Raw genomic sequence first — 23,766 nt, forward strand, 5'->3', positions numbered from 1 at the left:
CGTTTCAAATATATAATTAATAAATATTATTGCATATTTTTTGCTTCAATACTTAAGGTTGCATGTGGCACAAGCTTTAAACGTTCTTTGTTTATTAGCTTTCCTGTTACACGACAAATGCCATAAGTTTTGTTTTCAATTCTGATTAAAGCGTTTTTTAAATCACGGATAAATTTTTCTTGGCGGATAGCTAAAGCAGAGTTAGACTCTTTGCTCATTACCTCACTACCTTCATCAAACGCTTTAAACGTTGGTGAGGTATCATCTGTACCATTATTATGGTCGTTCATATAGGCGCTTTTAATAAGCTCTAAATCGTGTTGTGCTTTTTTTATTTTATCTTGAATAAGCTCTTTAAATTCTCCTAAATCTTTATCTGAGAATCTTACTGTATTTTCAATAGCCATAATTTCAATGTTTTTGTATAAACAATTTGGTATTTACATCATCAAAAGCAATTTCTATACCATTGTCTAGTTTATCAATAATTTCAAGTTCGTTTGTTAATGTTTCCGATTTGATATAAGTCAAATTAGCATCTACTGCATTTACAATATGTTCATCTTTTTGAAGGGTAACATTAATTCTATCTGTTACTTCAAACCCTGAATCTTTACGTAAATTTTGAATACGATTAATTAACTCACGGGCTATTCCTTCTTTTCGTAAATCATCAGTAATAGTTACATCTAAAGCTACGGTTAAAGCACCTTCATTTGCAACAAGCCATCCCTCAATATCTTGTGATGTAATTTCTACATCTTCGCGTTCTAAAGTAATATTTTTTCCGTTCACTTCAACGACTAAATTGCCATTTTGCTCTATTTTGTTAATATCTTCTGCTGTAAAGTTAATTACAACATTGGCAATGGCTTTCATATCTTTTCCAAAACGGGGACCGAGCGCTTTAAAATTTGGTTTTATTTGTTTTACTAAAATATCTGAAGCATCCTCTAAAAGTTCCACCTCTTTTATGTTAACCTCATGTTTTATAAGGTCTGAAACCGCTAAAATTTCTTCTTTTTGTTGTTTACTATCAACAGGAATCATAATTTTTTGAAGCGGTTGACGCACTTTTATCTTTTCTTTAGCACGTAACGATAAAACTAAAGATGATATTGTTTGCGCACTTTCCATTTTGCGTTCAAGAGACTTATCAACAAAATTTTCGTCAAAAACAGGGAAATTTGCTAAATGTACACTTTCAAAATCTTCTTTTTTGGTAACTGCATTTAAATCTAAATACAATTTATCCATAAAAAACGGTGCAATTGGCGCTCCCAACTTAGCAATTGTTAACATACACGTATAAAGTGTTTGGTATGCCGAAATTTTATCTTGTTGGTAATCGCCTTTCCAAAAACGTCTTCTACTTAAACGCACAAACCAGTTACTCACGTAGTCTTGTGTGAAATCTGAAATAGCTCGCGCTGCTTTAGTAGGCTCATAATCGGCATAAAAAGTATCAACTTTCTGAATTAAAGTGTGTAATTCTGAAAGTATCCAACGGTCTAATTCTGGTCGTTCTGCTAAAGGTATATCTGCTTCAGCATAACTAAATTTATCTAAATTAGTATATAAACTAAAAAATGAATAGGTATTGTAAAGTGTTCCGAAGAATTTACGTTTTACTTCTTCTATGCCTTCTAAATCGAATTTTAAATTATCCCATGGATTTGCATTACTAATCATGTACCAGCGTGTCGCATCAGCACCATAATTTCCTAAGGTTTCAAAAGGATCAACAGCATTTCCTAGACGTTTAGACATTTTTTGTCCGTTTTTATCCAATACCAATCCGTTAGACACTACATTTTTATATGCTACAGAATCAAAAACCATTGTTCCAATAGCATGAAGTGTATAAAACCATCCACGTGTTTGGTCTACACCTTCTGCGATAAAATCGGCTGGATAAGACTCATGATTATCAATTTTTTCTTTATTCTCAAACGGGTAATGCCATTGTGCATAAGGCATAGAACCAGAATCGAACCAAACATCAATTAAATCGCTTTCGCGGAACATTTTTTGCCCTGAAGGAGATACTAATATAATATCGTCAACAATGTTTTTATGTAAGTCGATTTTAGCATAGTTTTCTTCTGAATTGTTTCCAACTTCAAATTCTGCAAAAATATCTTCTGCCAAAACACCTGCTTGAACAGCTTTTTGCATTTCAGCTTTTAATTCTTCAACCGAGCCTACACAAATTTCTTCTTTACCATCTTCAGTTCTCCAAATTGGCAATGGAATACCCCAATAACGAGAACGCGATAAATTCCAATCGTTTGCATTAGCTAACCAATTACCAAAACGACCAGTTCCTGTAGATTTTGGTTTCCAATTAATGGTTTCATTAAGCTCGAACATTCTGTCTTTAACATCTGTTACTTTAATGAACCAAGAATCTAATGGGTAGTATAAAATTGGCTTATCTGTTCTCCAACAATTTGGATAACTGTGTTTATATTTTTCAACCTTAAAGGCTTTGTTTTCTTCTTTTAATTTAATGGCTAGTTCTACATCTATAGAACGTTCTGGTGCTTCACCATCATTATAGTATTCATTCTTTACATATTTACCAGCATATTCTCCCATTTCTGGACGAAATTTACCTTGTAAATCTACCAATGGAACCAAGTTTCCATTCTCATCTTTTACCAACATTGGTGGTATTTCTGGTATTGCTTGTTTTGCAACCAAAGCATCATCTGCTCCAAAAGTTGGTGCTGTATGTACTATTCCCGTACCGTCTTCAGTTGTTACAAAATCTCCAGAAATAACTCTAAAAGCATCTTCTGGATTATCGTTTGGTAAGGCATATTGTAAAAGTTGTTCATATTTTATTCCAACTAAATCTTTACCTATAAATTCTTTTACAACAAAAAACGGAATTTTTTTATCTCCAGATTTATATGCTAATAATTCTGATTTTTCTTCAACTTTATTAAACTTCCCAGAAAACTGATAGTTAACTAATTTCTTAGCTAAAATAACGTTGATTGGCTCAAAAGTATATTGATTATAAGTTTCAACCAATACATAATCGATTTTAGACCCAACGGTTAACGCTGTATTACTTGGTAATGTCCAAGGTGTCGTTGTCCAAGCTAAAAAGTAAATATCTCCTTCATTTTGTAAAAAACTTGGAAGTGTATTTTCAATGGCTTTAAACTGAGCTACAACGGTAGTATCTGTTACATCTTGATACGTTCCTGGTTGATTTAACTCGTGAGAACTTAAACCTGTACCTGCTTTTGGCGAATATGGTTGAATAGTATAGCCTTTGTAAAGTAAACTTTTATTATAAATCTGTTTTAACAACCACCAAACAGACTCCATGTATTTAGGCTCGTAGGTGATGTATGGATCGTCCATATCTACCCAATATCCCATTTTTTGAGTAAGGTCATTCCAAACATCTGTATAACGCATTACCGCTTTACGGCAAGCGGCATTATAATCTTCAACCGAAATGGTTTTACCAATATCTTCCTTAGTAATTCCTAATTCTTTTTCAACACCCAACTCAATAGGTAAGCCATGAGTATCCCAACCAGCTTTACGCTTTACTTGGTAACCTTTCATGGTTTTATAGCGCGGAAAAATATCTTTAATAGCACGTGCTAAAACGTGATGTACACCTGGAAGCCCGTTTGCAGAAGGCGGTCCTTCAAAAAATACAAAAGGCTCGCTACCCTCTCTTGTAGTTACACTTTTTTCAAATATGTTATTTTCCTGCCAATAGTTTAAGATTTCATCTGCTACTTTTGGTAAGTCAAGTCCTTTATATTCAGGGAATTTCGCGCTCATTTACTCGTTAATCTTTTAAGTTCGCGAATTTAAGGAATTTTGATAAAAACATCCCCCGTTTTAAAGGAAAAGAGTGAACATTTTAAACGAGTTAATAATTTTAGGGTATCAGACAAGAGAATCAACTTAATACTCCAATATTTGTATTATTATTCATTTCATTAAGCCATTCTAACATGAAAACTATATATAAATTTTTCACTTTAACACTATTGTTTTTTGCTTTTAGTTGCAACCAAACTGCAAGTAGTCAAGCTCCTGAAGCCGTTAAAAAAACTTTTCAAGAAAAATATCCAGGTGAAAATGATCCCGATTGGCATAAAGATGCTCATGGAAATTTTGAGTCGCATTTTAAAATAGATGGCATTAAATATAGAGCCGATTTTAATGCTGATGGCTCTTGGATTGAAACTGAAACTAGTATTGACAAAAAAAATTTACCAAAAGCTATTAGAGAAAAAATTAAAAATAATTTTGATGGAGATATTACCGAAATTGAAAAGGTTGACCATTACTCAAAAGGTGTATTCTATGATGTTGAGTTTAAACAAAAAGGAAAAAATAAAGATATAGAGTTTAAAGCTAATGGTGATATTATCAACTAAATTTTATTAAAAAGCCAAAACAAATGTTTTGGCTTTTTATGTGTTTTAAAGTTCTATTAATATTAATTAACTAGTATTTTCTTTGTTAAAACTAAATTTTTATCTGTATGAATCAATACAGCATACGCATTTGCCACTAAATTATTAAAAGAAATACCTGCCTCTAATGTATCTTTAGATAGATTATTATATTCTAGTATTTTCTGCCCATGCATATTTAGCAAAACTAATTTTTTCACCATACTTTTTAATTGTTTTGCATGAAACTTTTTTGTTTTTGCTTGATAATACACATATTTCATATCATATTGAGCATCATTAGTACTTAAACTTTTTGCTCCTACACTTGTCTCTGGTTGAAATGCCAGCTCAAAACGGTCATTAAAACTACCTTTGTCTGACATAAATTGGTATGCTTCTCCAGTCGACAAATCGAAATAGCTACCCGTAATCTTGTCTCTTAAAAAAATGGGTTGTGATTCATCAATATTTTCTAGTTCTGTTATTTTTATTGAAAAAGTGTTTTCTCCTGATGAATTATGTTTTAGTTGCACTATTTTTTCTGGTACCAATGCTGCATAAGCTTGAATACTCATATTCATGCCTTTTAAATCTAAATGTAGATCATTTTCATAAGCTTCATTAACCTGGGCATCATATCCATAATCATAATCATCAGTTGTATCCTCACTAAAACCTAGTAATAATTCTCGTTTTACTAACGATCCCTGTATGCCATTAAATTCAAGTCTAATTGTTTGAAAAATAGAGCCGTTTGTTCTTCTCACTATAGGTTTAGAAGAGGTTTTTGATGTACTTTTATAATGATATGACTCTTTATTCTGTTGAGTTTTACTCTCAATTTCGTCTCCGATAGACCGATAAGAGCTAACTGCCCCTAACTTGTTATTTACTTGTGCTTTAAGACTAAATGCTAGTATACATTGTAAAATTATTATACTGAAGGTCAAGCTGTAGGTTTTGGGGCATTTTATTCTCAAATCTTAAAAATTTTGGATTAACTAATAATAAGAACTCAGATATATTATTAATTTGGGCTAATCATATAAATGGTATTCTAATTTTGGGTTAAAATTAAAACTTTTATAAGAAAAAGATCTCAAAAATAATTTTTATTCACTTTTAATCTATAAAAAATGTTTTTAATCGGTTATTTAATACCTTTAATCTGTATTTGAACAACATTGAGTTCGAAAAAAACATGAAACATAATAAAAGAAAAACGGATACTATTGTACTTATAGAGTATTAAATTTTACTTACTAGCCATTTAAAACAAAAAAAACCAGTGAAGTTACTTCACTGGTTTTTTAAAAATTTATTTGTTTCTACTATTTTTATTTGATAATCACCTTTTTTGTTAAGACTTCGTTAGATGCCGTTCGCAAACAAACCACATAAGCACCAGTTGCCATATTATCAAAACGTATTCCATTCTCTAAACTTTGTGTAGACACATTTTCTAACTCCATTATCCTTTGTCCTCGCATATTAATTAACGCTAAGTTCTTAACCTCGCTGTTTAATTTTTTAGCATAAAAAGTTTTGGTCGTATTTTGATAGTACATATAGTTTGCTGTAGCTAGTGACTCTTCTGTACTCAATGTTTTTTGTTCAGATTGAAAAACAATCTCAAAGCGCTCGTTAAACTTCCCTTGTGCAGAAGTGAAACTATAAGCCGTCTCTTGTGTTAAATCAAAATAAGTCCCTGTAAGATTATCTCTTAAGTAAATCTCTTGATCTTCTGCAATATTATCTAATTCTGATATTCTAATCTCAAAAGTGTTATTCCCTGATGATTTGAAGTTTAATGGCACTGCTTTATCTGCTGTGATTTCACTATAAGCTTGCATGTTCATATTCTCGCCTTTTAAATTCAAATTCATATCGTTATTATTCGATTCTGTACATCGAGCATCATAACCATAATCATAAGCATCACTAGTATAATCACTAAAACCTAACACTAACTCGCGTCTGGTTGCTGGTCCAGATACAGAACTAAAATCTAATCGGATTTTTTGCATGCTATCTTTTTCTTCATTAGTTGTGCTTTCTTTTGATGCTGTTCCTTTTGAAGATTTACTGTTGCTAGATTTAGAAAATACTGAACCATTATAAAAGCTACCATCAGCATCAGCTTCTTTTATAAACACTCGCTGATCATTATTAAACTCTACATTGCCATCTGCTATTATTTCTGTAATAAAGCCTTGCCCAACCGGAAGGTATTTTGATGGTACAATGGTGCCATCTAATGCGCCAAGATTTATACCATCAATACCCACGAATTGATATGCTCTTACATAGCTTAGCAAATTTACTTGTGCATAACCACCATTATACTCATTAAGGTTATGTGAGCTTCCGCTCCATTGCTGCCATAGTTGTATAGTACCATCTATTACACCCTGGTTATCAATTATAAATTTATGAATATTCAATGCTGATGCATACGGGTTCCCTAAAAGAAATTCTGTTTTAGAAACATTAGGAATAGATCCTAGTCCACCTTTATCCTTTACACTAACTAAAATGGTTCCATTATTAGGCTTACCTTCAAAGATGTATTGCTGTTCTGAGGCTGGAATGCCTGTTCCTTTTTGGGTATAACCTACACCTGGACTTAACCCTGCTGATGTATTTATTTGTGCCCAATCCCAATATGTTAAGCCGTTGATATAAGAATATAACCAATAGGTACTAATACTGCCATTACCAGTAAAGTTTGATGTAAATTGAAAATCAAGACCTAAATCATCTTTTAGCATATTTAAACTAAAATCTGAATTATTAATATTGTTTGTTGTAGCATTATTATTTATTAAACTTGTTGCACCTTTTACACCTACTGGAGAACCCCAATAGTTATACCAATACGCACTAGCTGTGCCTTCTTGACGCCTTAAAATCTCACCTTCTGCAGAGGTCACTAAATCACTGTTAATAGTTTGTATTAATTGAGAATCTGCTAATAAATCTAAAGTTCCATTCAATTCAAAATACCAATTATTTTCAACTAGATGATCACCTTGTATAGTCAACGTATTCCCAGAATCTATTATTAATCCTGATGTTATTATGTCATGACTCGCTGTAACATCACTTGATATTTTCACAATACTCCAGTCTTTATTGGTTGCGGTATTCCCAATATCCCAAACATTGCCATATAACCAAGTACTTGAACTAACCCAAGAACCACTATTTGTTGTAACATATGGTAGTGGCGCTGTTTGCTCTTCCACAACTTCTATATTCATTAAATTTATAGTCCTATTGTAACTCGAATAATCTGAAGTTATATTTTTCAAAATATCCTTCATAGGATAGTAGGCTATTAAATTATCCCAAGATACAGGATTATTTGTTGCTGTATCTTCAATATCCTTTGCTACAATAGTTCCTTTGACATTACCTAAATTATTTTCTATTTCTTGATAAACCGTTTTCTGTATTTGACTATCTGTTAAAGCAATATCAAAAACACGAACCTCATCTATATCTCCTTTAAAATACTTGTCGTCTGTTAGTGAATTTGAAAATCTACCAATTTCAAATGTATTATTTGCATCACTTCTAGATTCAATAGGAGCGCCTGCTAATAGAATATTAAAAGTATCTACTAAATCACCATCAACATATAACCTGATTAACCCTGTTGCGCTTGAATATGTACCCGCTAAATGGTGCCACTCATCATAGTTAATTGTAATACTAGGGCTATTACCAGCTTGTTTTATAGACATCCCTAATGGTTTAATTGTGAACGCAGGTCTATTTCCATTATTTAGAGATAGTTGACATCCAACATCTTCTCCTAGAATAACCATGTTTGTTGAATTACCAGAATCAGACTTTACCCAGGCCATAACAGTAACATCATTTAATCCATTAATAAAAGAAGGTCTTGTTAAATAATCATCTCCGCCGTCAAAATATATAGATGCATTTGCTGGAGGGTTTATATTAAATGAATCTCTATAATCTAAATCTCCACCAGATGACAAATCTCTATCAGTATCTGGCAAAACCGATAAATCCATTGGGTTTTCTATGTCTTCATTAACATCCCAAACACTATCGTTGCTACCATTAGTTTCGAAAGTATTTGATAATCCATCATTGTCATCATCGACATTTATAGAACTATTTGTCATTCCATTTTCTTCAATATCTGGAACACCATCATTATCTGAATCTAAATCTAAATAATCAGGGATTCCATCTCCGTCTGTATCTTCAATAGTATTTAATACAGATTCATAATTATCATCAATACCATTATTATTAGAATCGGCCATTAATGCTCCGTATCCACTTGGCGCAATATAACCATCTGTTTTTTGAGCCTCCACATTATCTGGTATTCCATCACCATCACTGTCTATATCCAAATAATTTAAAACAAAATCTGAATCTTCTAAACTTTCTGAAACAACATAATTAACAGTTCCAATATCTGCTGAGATTTGAACAGCATCTGGAATACCATCTGCCCCTACAACATTACTTACTACTCCATTTGTATTGCTCTGTCCATGACCAGCTTCATCAGCATCAAAAATGCCATCATTATCACTATCAAGGTCAAATAAATTTGCAATACCATCTCCATCATTATCAAGATGAGAATTGGTTGCTTTCACAGATCCTTGATCAAAATTACCAAAGTCTGACATTGTAATAACAAATGAATATATTCCTGGACTTAACGTAACTGTGCCTTGTACCAAAGTCCAAGGAGTTGCTTTTGATGAGCCATTCTGAACTGGTATTGCTATTGTTCCTGTATCTGTAACTAAAGTAGCTCCTGTATTATTATTTCCAGTTCCAGAATAAATTGCAAGTTTGGCAGTTGCTGAATTACTATTATCTCTTGGAGAAAAATAACCTGAATAAGTTATATCTGTTGTTGAAGTAATTTTAAAAGATTGGTAAACATCTGCATTACCATTTAGATCAAGATAGTGCTGGCTAAAACCAACAAAATTAGTGTTAGGATCGGCATCGAATGGTGGACCACCATTTCCATAATTATAAACATCCCCATTTACCTGAACGATATTAGCTGTACCTCCAGATCCTAAACCTCCTGGTATAACAACCCATGGTAAAATGGTAGATGAATTAACACCCTGCCCACCTTGATTGTTACCATTGTTTGGAACCGGTAAAAATTCAAACCCACCATAACTTAGAATATTATCTTCTTGTTCATCTAATATTCCATCATTATCATCATCTAAATCTACATCATCATCAATTCCATCACTATCATTGTCTAGACTTAATGCGATGCTACTAGCACTTTTAGCTGAAGAAAAAGCAATTTTATAATCTTCTATTTCCCCTGCCTTATACTTGAAATCACACGAAGTAAAATCAGTGTCACTCCCAGACACAAAACCAACTCTCATAATAGAGCTTCCTGATTGAGCTGAACTAGGCACAGGTATTGTAATAGGTACGTTTATCGTTTTATTTCCACTTGTATTATTATTATCTACTACTGTAAATAAAAATCGCTCACCAATATCTTCAAAATCATCATCGCTAGCTTCATTAAAATTCATCCATACTGCCAAAGTATTAACCTCATTATTCCAGCCATCTAATGTTATTGTAACATCGCCTGTAATTGTTTCTCCAACATTTATATCGATTTCGGGTAAAGAGGAATAGGAAGTATAACTTCCTGTTACTTTTGAACTAGAATTATTAACACTTTTAAATGCAACATTAGATATATAATTAGTATTATAAGTACCTATATTAATTGGAACACAAAAGCTAGGTTCTCCATCTTCAAGATCTGGCTGTGGAGTTGAACTTCCCTCTGATATAAAGTTAATATTATAATCTTCTACCTCTCCTGTTTTGTAATTATAATTACAAGATGTAAACCCAGAAGTAGCATCTATAAAACCAATTCTCATTCTAGCATCTCCTGCCTGTGCTGTTTCTGGCACTAGAATACTTATTGGTACGTTTACTTTTTTATCACCTCCTTTATTCTTACTATCTTGGAAAGTAAATAGAAACTTTTCTCCACTATCCTCAAAGTCATCATTATCATTTGTGTTAAAATTCATCCAAACAACTACTGCACTTGTATTTGTATTCCAACCATCAATAGTTACAGATACTGTACCATTAATTGTTTCCCCAGCTATAACATCCATGGGTGATATCGAGGAATAATATGTATATCCTCCGGTTACTCCTGAACTAGAATTGTTAATACTTCCAAATTTAACTTTGGATATATAATTAGTATTATAGGTGTTTATGTTAGATGGAACACAATACTGAGCGTTAAGGCTTGTAATTGATAAGAATTCAAAAACAAAAAACAATAAAACTCCATAATATGGAATAGCACACGTACTTTTCATAGGTTAAAATTTAATAGTTTGGGACCATTTAACTTTTTATAATACTAACGTAAATTTTAGTAAAATAGATTTAAAAAACTTTGAGGGAAGTTTAATTATTAATTACAAAATACAATATGTAGCTTGAAATCAATTATTCTGCAATATTAAAACTTATTATTTTCGATTAAAAAAAAGATTAATCCTTTTCGATAAAATCATTTAAAAAAGCCATAAAATACCCACAAAACAAATTAAATGCATAATAAAGGGATGAATTACATTTTTTTTAAATAAAAATTTAATGTTTAATTTATTATTAATATTCTAAAACAGTGACAATACTAATTCAAAAAATCGACAAAACCTAATAAAAATCAGATTAAATGCTTGATTTTTGCGACGAACTGTAAATTAGCTAAGAAAATTGAGCTTTTTAAATTAATTCTGTAACCAAATCTTCAATTTTAGAAATCAACTGAACTTTAATTACTGTTTTTTTTAGTGAAATTTTATTGTATTTAGAAACAAAGATGGTTGAAAAGCCTAATTTTTCAGCTTCCAAAATACGTTGTTCCACGCGTTGAACAGGGCGAATTTCTCCCGATAAACCAACCTCGGCAGCAAAACAAATATCTTTTTGTAGTGCGACATCTTCATTTGAAGATAAAATAGATGCTACAACTGCCAAATCTATTGCTGGGTCATCCACATTAATTCCACCTGTGATATTTAAAAAAACATCTTTAGCTCCTAAGCGGAAACCTGCACGCTTTTCTAAAACAGCTAATAACATATTTAAACGTTTGGCGTTAAAACCTGTTGCACTACGCTGCGGTGTACCATAAACTGCTGTACTTACTAAAGCCTGAACTTCTATCATTAACGGACGCATGCCTTCTAAAGTTGCAGCAATAGCATTACCTGATAGTTCTTCATCTTTTTTAGATATTAATATTTCTGATGGATTAGATACTTCTCGTAAACCAGAACCTTGCATTTCATAAATTCCCAATTCATTTGTAGACCCAAATCGGTTTTTATGTGCTCTCAAAATCCTAAAAACATGATTACGATCGCCCTCAAACTGCAAAACCGTATCTACCATGTGTTCCAAAATCTTTGGACCAGCAATATTGCCATCTTTTGTTATATGTCCAATTAATAAAACCGGTGTAGCGGTTTCTTTTGCGAATTTTATAAGCTCTGTGGTGCATTCCTTTATTTGTGAAATGCTTCCTGAAGATGATTCTATATAATCACTATGAAGTGTTTGAATAGAATCAATAATAACAATATCGGGTTCTAAAGCTTCAATTTGTTTAAATATGTTTTGAGTTTTAGTCTCGGTAAGAATGTAACAATTATTGTTTTCTGGATTAATACGTTCTGCCCGCATTTTTATTTGCTTTTGGCTTTCTTCACCAGAAACATATAAGGTTTTATAAGGTAGTTTTAAGGATATTTGAAGTAATAAAGTGCTTTTTCCAATTCCTGGTTCTCCTCCTAAAAGTGTTAATGATCCTGGAACAATTCCGCCGCCTAAAACACGATTAAACTCACCATCAAAAGTATCTAAACGAGCTTCTTTTGAGTTGTCAATTTCATTTATTCTTAATGGTACTGATGTACGCTTTGTTGGTGATGTTGGTGATTTCCAATCACTTTTTTCAGGTTTCTGAATAACCTCTTCAACAATTGTATTCCACTCTTTACATGCATTACATTGCCCTTGCCATTTTGCATATTGTGTGCCGCAATTTTGGCAGAAAAACGTTGTTTTAACTTTTGCCATTAATACCCAAAATCTTCTTTTATAGAGTCTGCCTTTTCTAAAACAATGTCTTTCGTAATACCTGCAATTTCTTTTAAAGTGTAAGCAGATTGATATGTACGCATTGCTTTTTTAGTCTCACCTGTTTCTTCATAAAAACGCGCTAAATAGTAACCTCCTAACAGTGTTTCTGGATATTCTTTTCTAGCAATTTTACCTAAATCCTCATAATACTCAAAAGTTTCATTTTTTTCTATGGCTGCAGAAATAGCTTTAAAATCATTAATTAAAATTTGTTTTTCAATACCAAATAAATCATAAATAGTTTGATATTTTTCTTCAAGATAAACCACAGGAGAGTTTTCTAACTCCAAAATAACCTCTTTGTACTCTTTTTTAGAAATAGGCTGAAAAACTTTAAACATGCCTTCTATTGCATTTGGTAAAGCGTGAGTTGGCACAGAATAATGTGATGGTCCTACAAAGCTATCAAAATCATAAAATAAATTTTTATTATCTATTGCAGCAATATCTGTATTTAAGGCATTTGTCATGTCCTTTATAGATGAATCATCATTGTTAGTGTTCGCTAAATAGTAAAATGTTTTGGTTTCAATTTTCCTTAATATTTCCGGAATATAATCAATCATATTAGGTGCTAATTCTGGACTAATTGCTATATAACCTTGAAATATAGGATCTGGTTTTAGTAAATAGTAATTAATAAAATTAGCTGTTTCACCATGTCCAACAGCAACTCTAAAACGACCTGTTTTATATGTTTTTTCAATATAAGGGATGAGTTCCATTCCTATAAACTCAAAAAAAGCTGCACCTGTTTCTATTGGTAATGAATTTTGTGCAGAATACATGCAATCGTCAAACCGTTTATCAAATTGATTTACACCAACAACAATAGCTTCTGGCATATCTTCCCAGTAAGAATAATAATCTACGTTTCCCGCCACGGCTTCAAACATATAATCACCATCTAATACAATAAATAATGGATAAGTTTTATCTTCATTTGAATTATATCCTCTTGGTAATTGAATTTTTAATTGGCGTTCACCATCTAATTTTGAAGATTGAAAAACTTCATATTTAACTTGTGCTTTAACTAGTGTGAAAGAACAAGATAAGAATAGCAATAAAATGATTGATTTTTTCATTTTAAAATGATTTGAGATTTAATAGTGGCAAGGTAATAAATTAACTAAGACATTAAAAGCAAAGTTTTACACTCTCTAAATAAGTTTTAAACTTTTTATTTAGCCTATTTTCTATTAAAAATAGGCAGGTAAATAAGTGATAAACCCCCAAAAATAATGACCATTACGGTTTGTGATGTCCACATAATCCAACCAAAAGCACGACTAGGATCTTCGGGAATACTAAATAATAAAAATGCTAAAACAACTGCCTCTGGGTAAGAGCCAATCCCTCCGTTTGTTGCCGCAATACTAAAACTAGCGGCTATAAAACCTATTAAAATGGCAGCAAAAGGGATGCTACTTGTTTGTTCAAGTGAAAATGAAGTAACATAAAACATAAGGACATACATTGCCCAAATAAAAAGGGTGTGAAATATAAAAGCCCATTTCTTTTTCATTTTAAAAATACTAAATGCGCCTTCTATTAAACCGTTTACAAAATCTTTAATTTTTAATGCTAATTTAGATTTTCCCTTTTTTATAAATCTTAAAGCAAAAACAAATAAAACAATAGCCAATCCTAAGGCTATTATTAGTTTTGTTGGATTAAATTTTTCAATTAAAAAACCATAGATAAAATCAAATTCTAGAAAAAGTGTGATAGCAATAATAACTAGCATAACTATCATGTCTGCAATACGTTCTGCTACAATAGTTCCAAAACCTTTTTCAAAAGGCACTCCTTCGTAATTAGTTAGTATAGATGCTCTAGCAACTTCGCCAGCTCTGGGAATTGTGTAATTAATTAAATAGGTAGCAAATACTGCCATGATACTATTTCCTAATTTAATTTTATAGCCTAATGGCTCTAGTTGAAAACGCCAACGGTAAGCGCGTGATAAATGGCTCAAAAAACCTAAAAAAAGACCTAAAAAAACCCAAGTATAATCTGCTTTTTTAAAATACTCAACCAACTCATCTATTGAAATTTGAGACAGCGAATACCAGACCAAAAAAACTCCCAATAATAATGGGAGTGAAATTTTAAGTATGCTTGTTATTTTGAGTTTCAAAAGTTTATTTTAATAAATTTGTGGCTTCGTCTGGAAAGACTAAAGATGGTTTAAAAACTTTTGCTTTTTCTATATCCATAAAAGCATAAGTTATTAATATTAAGGTATCTCCTACTGAAACTTTTCTTGCTGCAGCACCGTTAAGAGTGATTTCCCCACTATTTCGTGGTCCTGGAATACAATAAGTTTCTAAACGCTCTCCATTATCGTTATTTACGATTTGAACTTTTTCGCCTTGTATAATATTAGCAGCATCCATTAAGTCTTCGTCAATGGTTATACTACCTATATAGTTGAGTTCTGCACCTGTGCATTTAACTCTATGAATTTTAGATTTTACTACTTGAATTTGCATGTGGCAAAGATAATTAATTTAGAGCGATATTATCAATTAGTCTAATATCATCTGCATATACTGCAATAAACGCTCTGTATGATTTTTTGTTTGATTTTCTATTAACTGGTTTTAAGGTTTCGGATTCTGCTATGATAAAATATTCCAATTCTAATAAATCATGCTTAGAAAACTGTTTTTCAACCCATTCCGATACTTTATTAGCACTTTTTGTACCAAAATGCTTTTTGGCAGTTTTTAATGTTTTATAAATAAAAGGCGCTCCTTTTTTATACTCTGGTTTTAGCCGTGTGTTACGCGAACTCATGGCTAAGCCATTAGTTTCACGGTGTATTTTACAACCTACAACATTAACTGGAATGTTATATTTTTCTACTAGTTTTTTAATGATTGCTAATTGCTGGAAATCTTTTTCGCCAAAATAAGCATTATTAGGCTTTACAATCTCGAAAAAACGTTTTACAATAGTACCTACACCATCAAAATGTCCATGTCTAAATTTGCCTTCCATTTCAAACTCCAAGCCATCAAAATCAAATTCTTTAGACACTGTGTTGCCTTCATAAACATCTTCTACAGTTGGCGCATAAACCAATATGCTTGTTGCGCTTACAGTTTTCAATAAAGCAACATCGTTTTCTAAAGTTCTTGGATATTTTACCAAGTCTTCTTTATTATCAAACTGTGTGGGATTTACAAAAATACTAACTACCACTTTATCGTTGTTTGCTAGAGCTTTTTTAACTAATTGTAAATGCCCTTCATGCAATGCACCCATAGTAGGAACCAAGCCTATTGTTTGATTTTTAGCTTTTAAAGCTTCAATCGTTGCTATAATTTGCTGTTTTTCTGAGTAAACTTCCACCTTTTAATAAAAAATTAACGCGTGCAAACTTAAGATTTTACAATCAATTTGCATAAAATTTTGTACTTTTGCGTGTTTTTTATTTTGAATTTTAAAAAGTAGAACCTTTATATAGTAAGCTTTACAGAAATTTTATTTAAAAAATAAATCAGTGATTGCTATTCTAGAATGCCATTATTAAGTCAACAAAAACAAACATATGAAAGATAAGAGGATATTGTATGTATCATCTGAAGTAGTGCCTTATTTACCTGAAACCGAAATTTCTTCAATGTCTTTTGAAGCACCAAGATTGGTGAATCAACAAGGCGGACAAATAAGAATTTTCATGCCACGATACGGTAATATTAATGAACGAAGACATCAATTACATGAAGTTATAAGACTATCTGGTATAAATTTAGTGATTAATGATTTGGATATGCCACTTATTATTAAAGTAGCATCTATTCCAAAAGAACGTATTCAAGTTTACTTTATTGATAACGACGAATATTTTAAGCGTAAAGCAACTTTAACCGACGAAGATGGTAATTTGTTTTCTGATAATGATGAACGCGCTATTTTCTTTGCAAAAGGTGTGATTGAAACAGTTAAGAAATTAAACTGGTCTCCAGATATTATTCATGTTCACGGTTGGTTAGCCTCTTTACTACCTGTTTATTTGAAAGAATACTATAAAGACGAACCTTTATTTAACGAAAGCAAGATTGTTACTTCAATTTACAATCAAAGTTTTAACAATACTTTAAATAAAGACATGGTTAATAAGATTAAATTTGACAACATTAATGATGATGCTATTAAATTACTTAAAGAACCATCTTATAACAACTTAATGAAAGTTGCTATTGATTATTCTGATGCATTAATTGTTGGGTCTGAAAACATTCCTGATGATTTAAATGATTATTTAAAAGCATCTAATAAACCTATTTTAGAATATAAAAGTAAAGATGAATTTGGTGAAGCTTACACAACATTTTTTAATAATACCGTTTTAAGCTAAACTATTACATTCATTAAATATATATATGAAAAAGACGATTAAAGCCCTTAAATTCTCTGCTGCTTTTCTACTTATTGTTTCATCTTTTATTGCTTGCGATAAAGATTTTAATGTTATAGAAAGTGATGTTCTAGGAACAGAAAATTCAAATTTCACGACTGATAATGCTGTTTATCCTATTTCAGCTTACAACAGAAAACTAAATTCTTTACAAATAAATAATTTGGCTTCTAACTTACTTGGTGTTTTTAATGATCCTGCTTATGGTAAAACCACTGCCAGTATTATAACTCAAGTAACACCCACATCTTTTAACCCGGATTTTGGTGAAAACACTGTAATTGATTCAGTTGTTATAAACATCCCTTACTTTAATACAGTAGTAGGAACTGATGATGATGGCTATTCAAAATATGCTTTAGATTCCTTATACGGAAATCCCGAAGCACCAATTAAGCTTTCAATTTATCAAAATAATTATTTTTTAAGAGATTTTGATCCAAATTCAACACTTAATAATACTCAAAACTATTACTCTAATGCGAGTAGCACATTAAACTCTGCATTTACAAGTACTAGTGAAATAAATTTTGATGACCATATAGCAGCAACAATTTATGAGGAAGATATTTTTACTCCAAGCAAAAATGCTATAAAGACCACTATAGGCGAAGGTGATGATGCTGTTACAACAAGAACTACACCAGCATTTAGAGTCGTTTTTAACCAAGCAGATTATGCAGATGAACTTACATTCTGGAAAGAAACTATAATTGACAAACAAGATGATCCTGTTTTAAGCAATGCTAATAACTTTAAAGATTACTTTAGAGGCTTATATTTTAAAGCAGAGTCTATAGGAAGTGACGGTAACATGTTTTTAATTAATCTAGCTTCTACAGCTGCTAATATTACTATTTACTATTCAAAAGATTCAAGTGTAGAAGGAGAAACAATACAATCTACTTATGTATTAAATTTCACAGGAAACAAAATAAATACTTTTATTAATGATTACAACCTAGTAACGTTGCAAAATGGAGATAAAGATTTAGGTGATGAAAAACTTTATTTAAAAGGCGCCGAAGGATCTATGGCTGTTATTGACTTATTTGGAAACGAAGACACAAATAACAATGAGATAGCAGATGCCCTTGAAGATTTTATTAATGAATATAGACAAACTGATGACAATGGCGAATTCATTAAAAACAAGACAACAGGTAATTTTCTTTTAAAAAAACTTATAAATGACGCGCATTTAGAAATTTATGAAGACGAAACTATGCCAACACTTCCTGTAGATGAAAATGGAGACGCGTATCATAAATATGATCGTATTTATGCTTACGACATTAAGAATAACACCCCTACTATTGATTATCTGATAGATGCAACTGAAAATTCTCAAAGCGCGTTTAGTTCTAAAATTATTAGCCTAAGTCAAAGAGATACCGTTTTAGGAAGATATAAAATACGTCTAACAGAACATTTAAATAGTATTTTACTTAGAGATTCTACTAATACTAAAATAGGGTTAGTATTATCAACCAATGTGAATTATACTAATAATGCTAAAATTTTACAAAGTAATGATGCTGTTACTGCAGTTCCTGCTGCTTCTTTATTAACACCAAGAGGAACTATTTTATATGGTAGCAACGAGAACGTTTCAGAAGGTAAAAGATTAAAATTAAAGGTGTTTTTTACTGAGCCTAAACAAGATTAACGATTTAACTCATTTGTTTTTCAAAATATTTTTTTTCTAATTGAGAAAAATGACTTCCATCGTGTAAACAAGAAATTCATATAATAATTTATCGTAAATATGTGAAATATTTACTATGAATTTAACCACTAAATTAATCAAATAAACTATGTGTGGAATTGTAGGATATATTGGCCACAGAGAGGCTTACCCAATTATAATAGAAGGTCTTAAGCGCTTAGAATACAGGGGCTATGACAGTGCTGGCATTGCGCTTTTTGATGGTAAAAACCTTAAAGTTTCTAAAACAAAAGGTAAGGTTGCAGATTTAGAAAATCGTATTGAAAAGGAAATCACAAAAACAGGTAATGTTGGTATTGGTCATACACGTTGGGCTACTCATGGTGTTCCTAACGATGTAAATTCACATCCTCATATTTCAAACTCTGGCGATTTAGTTATTATTCATAATGGTATTATAGAAAATTATGAATCTCTTAAACAGGAATTGATTTCAAGAGGTTATACTTTTCAATCGGATACAGATACAGAGGTCTTAATTAACTTAATTGAAGACGTAAAAAAACAAGAAAACGTAAAACTCGGTAAAGCCGTTCAAGTTGCACTAAACCAGGTTGTTGGAGCTTATGCTATTGCTGTTTTCGATAAAAACAAACCAGAAGAAGTTGTTGTTGCTCGTTTAGGAAGTCCTCTTGCTATTGGTATTGGTGAGAACGAAGATGAGTTTTTTATTGCTAGTGATGCTTCTCCATTTTTAGAATACACTAAAAATGCTATTTATTTAGAAGATGAAGAAATGGCAATTATTAGACGTCATAAAGGCGTGAAAATAAGAAAAATTAAAGATGACTCTTTAGTAGATACTTATGTTCAAGAATTACAACTTAATTTAGAGCAAATAGAAAAAGGAGGGTTTGAGCATTTCATGCTAAAAGAAATTTTCGAGCAACCAAAAGCAATAACTGATACCTATAGAGGAAGATTATTAAGAAATGAGGCTATTATTAAAATGGCCGGTGTTGAGGACAACATGAAAAAATTTCTTAATGCTAACCGTATTATTATAGTTGCATGTGGTACATCTTGGCATGCAGGCTTAGTTGCTGAATATATTTTTGAAGACTTAGCAAGAGTACCTGTAGAAGTAGAATATGCTTCAGAATTTAGATATAGAAATCCTGTAATTACTGAAAACGATGTAATTATTGCTATTTCGCAATCCGGTGAAACAGCAGATACACTTGCAGCAATAAAATTAGCAAAATCTAAAGGCGCTTTTGTTTTTGGCGTATGCAATGTTGTGGGATCTTCCATAGCTAGAGAAACTCATGCTGGAGCTTATACACATGCAGGTCCAGAAATTGGTGTAGCATCTACCAAAGCATTTACAACTCAAATTACAATTTTAACATTAATTGCGTTAAGGCTAGCTCGTGCTAAAGGCACTATTAGTAGTTCCGATTTTCGTCATCATTTACTGGAATTAGAAATGATTCCTAAAAAAGTAGAAAAAGCTTTAGAAGCTGATGATAAAATTAAATTGATTGCAGATATCTATAAAGATGTTAATAATTTTCTTTACTTAGGTAGAGGCTATAATTTTCCTGTAGCCTTAGAAGGTGCTCTTAAGCTAAAAGAAATTTCATATATCCATGCAGAAGGTTATCCAGCAGCAGAAATGAAACATGGCCCAATTGCACTAATAGATGAGAATATGCCAATTGTTGTTATCGCTACTAAAAAAGGCCATTATGAAAAAGTAGTTAGTAATATACAAGAAATTAAGTCAAGAAAAGGAAAAATTATTGGTATAGTTACTGAAGGAGATGTTCAAGTTAAAGCACTTGCAGATCATATTATTGAAGTTCCAGAAACTATAGAATCCCTTTCTCCTTTACTTACTACAATTCCACTTCAATTACTATCTTACCATATAGCTGTTCTGTTAAATAAAAATGTAGATCAACCACGTAATTTAGCAAAATCTGTTACTGTAGAGTAAAAATATTAGCCATTTATATATAAACCCTAAGCCGTAATACTTCTTTCAAAAACATTGTAATTATCATTTTTAAAGCTTATTTTTAAATATATTGTAATTTTTAAGCCTGTTTTTTGCCAAAGACTACTATGCATGCATAATTTTTTTGCGTTTTTATTCGTAAGTAATCTATTATATACATATATTGCCAAACTAAAATTAAACTAATTCAAATAAATGAAAACAATTCTCCCATTTTTATTGTTGCTTTTCTGTGGATTTTCCTATTCCCAAACAACAATTACTGGTTCTGTTGTTGATGATAATAATCAACCCATTCCAGGAGCAAACATTATTATTTTAGGAACCTCTTCGGGTACTGTAACAGATTTTGATGGTAATTTCACACTTACTTACAATCAAAATCCTCCGTTTTCAGTTCAAGCTAGTAGCGTAGGTTTTGAAACTGTTACAGAGAAAGTTACATCAAATAATCAAAAAATTAATTTTGTTTTAAAAGAAGGCACATCATTAGATGAAGTGGTTATTTCGGCTTCAAGAACACCTGAGCGTATTTTTGAATCTCCTGTAACTGTCGAGCGTTTTGGACTAAAAGAAATAAAAAACACAGCCTCTGCCGATTTTTATGATGGTTTAGAAAACCTAAAAGGTGTCGATGTAAACACAAATAGTTTAACATTTAAATCTGTTAATACACGTGGGTTTGCAACATTTGCTAACAATCGTTTTATGCAACTTGTTGATGGGATGGACAACTCTACTCCAGCACTTAACTTTCCTATTGGAAATTTAGTTGGGATGACAGAAACTGATGTTTTAAGTGTTGAGTTATTACCTGGTGCATCATCTGCATTGTATGGTGCAAATGCTTTTAATGGTATATTATTTATGCGAAGTAAAAACCCTTTTGATCATCAAGGTATTAGTGCTTCAATTAAAAAAGGTATTACTTCACAAGAAGCTGCTGGCGATAACGATTACATAGATGTTAGTTTTCGTGCTGCACATAAATTTAGCAATAAGTTTGCAGCTAAAATAAACTTTGGTTACTTAAAAGGTACTGATTGGGCTGCAAATAGCGAAGTAGACAAAACTATGGTTGGTGGCACTAGAGCAACAAATATAAACTATAACGGTGTTAACGTTTATGGCGATTTAGTTTCTACAAATATTAGATCCAAAGCTCCAGAAGCTTACAAACCACTTGTTCCAAATGTATCTGTTAGTAGAACAGGTTATGATGAAGCCGATTTAACCGATTATAATGCTGAAAGTGTTAAAGCAGATTGGGGATTGTATTATAGACCTTTTGAAAACGACTTTGAAATATCGTATGTTGGTAAAGTAGGTACAGGTTCAACCATTTACCAAGGTAGTAACAGGTATCATATTGATGGATTCTTCCAAGAACAACATAAAATCGAAATAAAAAATGATAATTTCTTTTTAAGAGGTTATGTTGTTGGCGACAATGCTGGTGACTCTTATGACATGGTTGCTACAGCTATTCAAATAAATAGAGCATGGAAAAGTGATGAGCAATGGTTTAGTGATTACATATCAACTTATGTTGGAGCAACTCTAAGTGGAGCAAACGAGGCTCAAGCACATGCTGCTGCAAGAGGAGTAGCTGAATCTGGTAGATTTTTACCAGGAACTCCAGAATTTAATAATGCTTATAATAAAAGTATCAATGACCCTAATTTAGCAACGGGTTCTAAATTTCAGGATGCTTCTAAGTATTATCATGCTGATGGAAATTATAATTTAAGCCATTTAATTGATTTTGCTGATATTCAAGTAGGTGGTTCTTATAGAAAATACAATTTAAACTCTTCAGGAACTATTTATACAGATAAAAATGGTCAAATTGATTATTCAGAATATGGTGTTTATACACAAATTCAAAAAGATATTGAATTAAATGAAAGTTTAGAACTTAAACTTACTGGATCTGTCCGTTATGATAAATCAGAATTTTTTGACGGATTCTTTTCTCCAAGATTATCGGCTGGTTTAACAGTTAACAGAAACCACAACTTTAGAGCATCTGTCCAAACAGGATTTAGAAATCCAACAACACAAGATTTGTTTATTGGCTTAGATACAGGTGCATATGTTTTAGTGGGTTCTGCACCAGACAATTTAGATCGTTTTTCTCAAGATTATCCTATTAGTAATTCAGGTCAATTACTTGGTCAGCCATCTTCTATAACACAAACTGGTCGTGCAGCATATACCAATTCATACACAGGAAGTTCTGTGGAACAATTAGCAGCAACAGGAAACCCTGCTGTTTTAGCTTCACCAGATGCAATTGCAAATCCTAGTTTAGTAAAACCAGAACAAGTTAGTTCCGCAGAAATTGGATATAGAGGAAAATTCGAAAATTTAATTGTAGATTTTAGTACTTATTACAATAAATACAAAGATTTTATTTCTCAAGGATATGTAATTTCGCCTCTATATGGTACAGTTGGAGACAACTCATTATCAATTGCTGCAATAGCTAATGAAGATTACCAAGTATATGGTACCTATACAAATGCTGAAGCTGATGTTAAATCTTACGGAGCTTCTTTAGGCTTATCAACTAAAATATTTGGAAGTTTTGATTTAAGTGGAAGTTATACTTATGCAAAACTAGATTTTGATCAAGCTAAATATCCTGATTTTGTAACAAATTTTAACACGCCTGAACACAAGTTTAAAGCGTCTTTTGGAAATACAGAATTGTTTAAAAACTTCGGTTTTAATATAGCCTACAGATTTAGTGATGATTATTACTGGGAAGCTACATTTGGTGACGGTTTAGTACCAGAATTTCATGTAGTTGATGCACAAATTAACTTAGTAGTACCTAGTTTTAAATCAACTTTTAAAGCTGGTGCTACAAATCTTACTGGAAAAGAATACACTACAGCTTATGGTACCGGTTATATAGGTTCTATGTATTATTTATCATGGACAATTAACAACTTATAAT

General features: G+C 31.6%; 14 protein-coding genes. 5 read left to right on the top strand and 9 right to left on the bottom strand.

Annotated elements, in window-relative coordinates; all coding sequences use genetic code 11:
• Window positions 1-26: 26 nt before the first annotated feature.
• Together BT151_RS02780 and ileS are read right to left on the bottom strand one after the other, a co-directional pair.
• Window positions 27-407 carry a TraR/DksA family transcriptional regulator gene (locus BT151_RS02780; RefSeq protein WP_072400230.1) on the bottom strand — a complete coding sequence of 127 codons (381 nt, stop codon included), beginning with the start codon at window positions 405-407 and terminating at the stop codon, window positions 27-29.
• Window positions 408-411: 4 nt separating this feature from the next.
• Window positions 412-3,816, bottom strand: coding sequence for an isoleucine--tRNA ligase (gene ileS, locus BT151_RS02785; RefSeq protein WP_072400231.1), 3,405 nt, complete (start codon window positions 3,814-3,816; stop codon window positions 412-414).
• A gap of 176 nt (window positions 3,817-3,992) precedes the next feature.
• On the opposite strand from ileS, the gene BT151_RS02790 reads away from it, so the two are divergent.
• The gene (locus tag BT151_RS02790; RefSeq protein WP_072400232.1) at window positions 3,993-4,421 is read left to right on the top strand and encodes a PepSY-like domain-containing protein; all 429 of its coding nucleotides are present in this window, start codon (window positions 3,993-3,995) and stop codon (window positions 4,419-4,421) included.
• Window positions 4,422-4,483: 62 nt separating this feature from the next.
• Here the strand turns inward: BT151_RS02790 and BT151_RS02795 are convergent, their stop codons facing one another.
• From BT151_RS02795 to panC, 7 genes are all read right to left on the bottom strand, one after another.
• A complete protein-coding gene (locus BT151_RS02795; RefSeq protein ID WP_072400233.1) occupies window positions 4,484-5,392 on the bottom strand; it encodes a hypothetical protein in 909 nt (302 codons plus the stop codon).
• Between the two features lie 387 nt (window positions 5,393-5,779).
• Window positions 5,780-10,840, bottom strand: coding sequence for a LamG-like jellyroll fold domain-containing protein (locus tag BT151_RS02800; protein ID WP_072400234.1), 5,061 nt, complete (start codon window positions 10,838-10,840; stop codon window positions 5,780-5,782).
• Window positions 10,841-11,255: 415 nt separating this feature from the next.
• On the bottom strand, window positions 11,256-12,614 hold the full coding sequence (radA, locus tag BT151_RS02805; RefSeq protein ID WP_072400235.1) for a DNA repair protein RadA: 1,359 nt from the start codon (window positions 12,612-12,614) through the stop codon (window positions 11,256-11,258).
• Window positions 12,614-13,765 (bottom strand): alpha/beta hydrolase, encoded by a 1,152-nt coding sequence (locus tag BT151_RS02810; RefSeq protein ID WP_072400236.1) that lies wholly within the window; start codon window positions 13,763-13,765, stop codon window positions 12,614-12,616. Before BT151_RS02810 ends, radA begins: the two co-directional genes overlap by 1 nt.
• Window positions 13,766-13,869: 104 nt before the next feature.
• Window positions 13,870-14,820 (bottom strand): lysylphosphatidylglycerol synthase transmembrane domain-containing protein, encoded by a 951-nt coding sequence (locus tag BT151_RS02815; RefSeq protein WP_072400237.1) that lies wholly within the window; start codon window positions 14,818-14,820, stop codon window positions 13,870-13,872.
• A gap of 4 nt (window positions 14,821-14,824) precedes the next feature.
• Window positions 14,825-15,175 carry an aspartate 1-decarboxylase gene (panD, locus tag BT151_RS02820; RefSeq protein ID WP_072400238.1) on the bottom strand — a complete coding sequence of 117 codons (351 nt, stop codon included), beginning with the start codon at window positions 15,173-15,175 and terminating at the stop codon, window positions 14,825-14,827.
• A 13-nt stretch (window positions 15,176-15,188) separates the two neighbouring features.
• On the bottom strand, window positions 15,189-16,040 hold the full coding sequence (gene panC, locus BT151_RS02825) for a pantoate--beta-alanine ligase (RefSeq protein ID WP_072400239.1): 852 nt from the start codon (window positions 16,038-16,040) through the stop codon (window positions 15,189-15,191).
• 199 nt (window positions 16,041-16,239) lie between these two features.
• Between panC and BT151_RS02830 the strand changes: the two genes are divergently transcribed.
• From BT151_RS02830 to BT151_RS02845, 4 genes are all read left to right on the top strand, one after another.
• A complete protein-coding gene (locus BT151_RS02830; RefSeq protein WP_072400240.1) occupies window positions 16,240-17,049 on the top strand; it encodes a glycogen/starch synthase in 810 nt (269 codons plus the stop codon).
• A gap of 25 nt (window positions 17,050-17,074) precedes the next feature.
• Window positions 17,075-18,778, top strand: a complete 1,704-nt coding sequence (locus tag BT151_RS02835) for a BamH family beta-barrel-assembly machinery protein (protein ID WP_072400241.1) — start codon at window positions 17,075-17,077, stop codon at window positions 18,776-18,778.
• Window positions 18,779-18,926: 148 nt separating this feature from the next.
• Window positions 18,927-20,780, top strand: coding sequence for a glutamine--fructose-6-phosphate transaminase (isomerizing) (glmS, locus tag BT151_RS02840; RefSeq protein WP_072400242.1), 1,854 nt, complete (start codon window positions 18,927-18,929; stop codon window positions 20,778-20,780).
• Between the two features lie 216 nt (window positions 20,781-20,996).
• Window positions 20,997-23,765 carry a TonB-dependent receptor gene (locus tag BT151_RS02845; protein ID WP_072400243.1) on the top strand — a complete coding sequence of 923 codons (2,769 nt, stop codon included), beginning with the start codon at window positions 20,997-20,999 and terminating at the stop codon, window positions 23,763-23,765.
• Window position 23,766 lies beyond the last annotated feature (1 nt).

This window comes from Flaviramulus basaltis, from assembly GCF_900114265.1.
Classification (GTDB): Bacteria; Bacteroidota; Bacteroidia; order Flavobacteriales; family Flavobacteriaceae; genus Flaviramulus; species Flaviramulus basaltis.

Bases quoted from the DNA above. Each gene is read 5' to 3' on its own strand.
- BT151_RS02780 (WP_072400230.1), bottom strand. From the start codon at position 407: ATGGCTATTGAAAATACAGTAAGATTCTCAGATAAAGATTTAGGAGAA.
- ileS (WP_072400231.1), bottom strand. From the start codon at position 3,816: ATGAGCGCGAAATTCCCTGAATATAAAGGACTTGACTTACCAAAAGTA.
- BT151_RS02790 (WP_072400232.1), top strand. From the start codon at position 3,993: ATGAAAACTATATATAAATTTTTCACTTTAACACTATTGTTTTTTGCT.
- BT151_RS02800 (WP_072400234.1), bottom strand. From the start codon at position 10,840: ATGAAAAGTACGTGTGCTATTCCATATTATGGAGTTTTATTGTTTTTT.
- radA (WP_072400235.1), bottom strand. From the start codon at position 12,614: ATGGCAAAAGTTAAAACAACGTTTTTCTGCCAAAATTGCGGCACACAA.
- BT151_RS02810 (WP_072400236.1), bottom strand. From the start codon at position 13,765: ATGAAAAAATCAATCATTTTATTGCTATTCTTATCTTGTTCTTTCACA.
- panD (WP_072400238.1), bottom strand. From the start codon at position 15,175: ATGCAAATTCAAGTAGTAAAATCTAAAATTCATAGAGTTAAATGCACA.
- BT151_RS02830 (WP_072400240.1), top strand. From the start codon at position 16,240: ATGAAAGATAAGAGGATATTGTATGTATCATCTGAAGTAGTGCCTTAT.
- BT151_RS02835 (WP_072400241.1), top strand. From the start codon at position 17,075: ATGAAAAAGACGATTAAAGCCCTTAAATTCTCTGCTGCTTTTCTACTT.
- glmS (WP_072400242.1), top strand. From the start codon at position 18,927: ATGTGTGGAATTGTAGGATATATTGGCCACAGAGAGGCTTACCCAATT.
- BT151_RS02845 (WP_072400243.1), top strand. From the start codon at position 20,997: ATGAAAACAATTCTCCCATTTTTATTGTTGCTTTTCTGTGGATTTTCC.